Genomic DNA, 286 nt, shown 5'->3' on the forward strand with positions numbered 1-286 from the left:
CACCATCGAGGAACACCTCGACATGCTGATGGTCTGCCACCACCTGAACCCCGCCGTCCCCGAGGACCTGGCCTTCGCGGAGTCCCGGATCAGGCCCTCCACCATCGCGGCCGAGGACATCCTGCACGACCTCGGAGCCATCTCGATCATCTCCTCCGACTCCCAGGCCATGGGCCGCATCGGCGAGGTGATCCTGCGGACCTGGCAGACCGCCCATGTGATGAAGAAGCGGCGCGGAGCCCTGCCCGGCGACGGCCGGGCCGACAACCACCGGGTCCGTCGCTAT

At 68.2% G+C, this 286-nt stretch carries 1 protein-coding gene; it reads left to right on the top strand.

Features of this window, described 5'->3' with window-relative positions; translation table 11 throughout:
- Window positions 1-286 (top strand): amidohydrolase family protein (locus tag G3I53_RS13310; RefSeq protein WP_164438375.1); only part of this gene is annotated, 286 nt, incomplete at both ends.

The sequence above is a fragment of the Streptomyces sp. SID14436 genome, from assembly GCF_010548465.1.
In the GTDB taxonomy this organism is placed as follows: domain Bacteria; phylum Actinomycetota; class Actinomycetes; order Streptomycetales; family Streptomycetaceae; genus Streptomyces.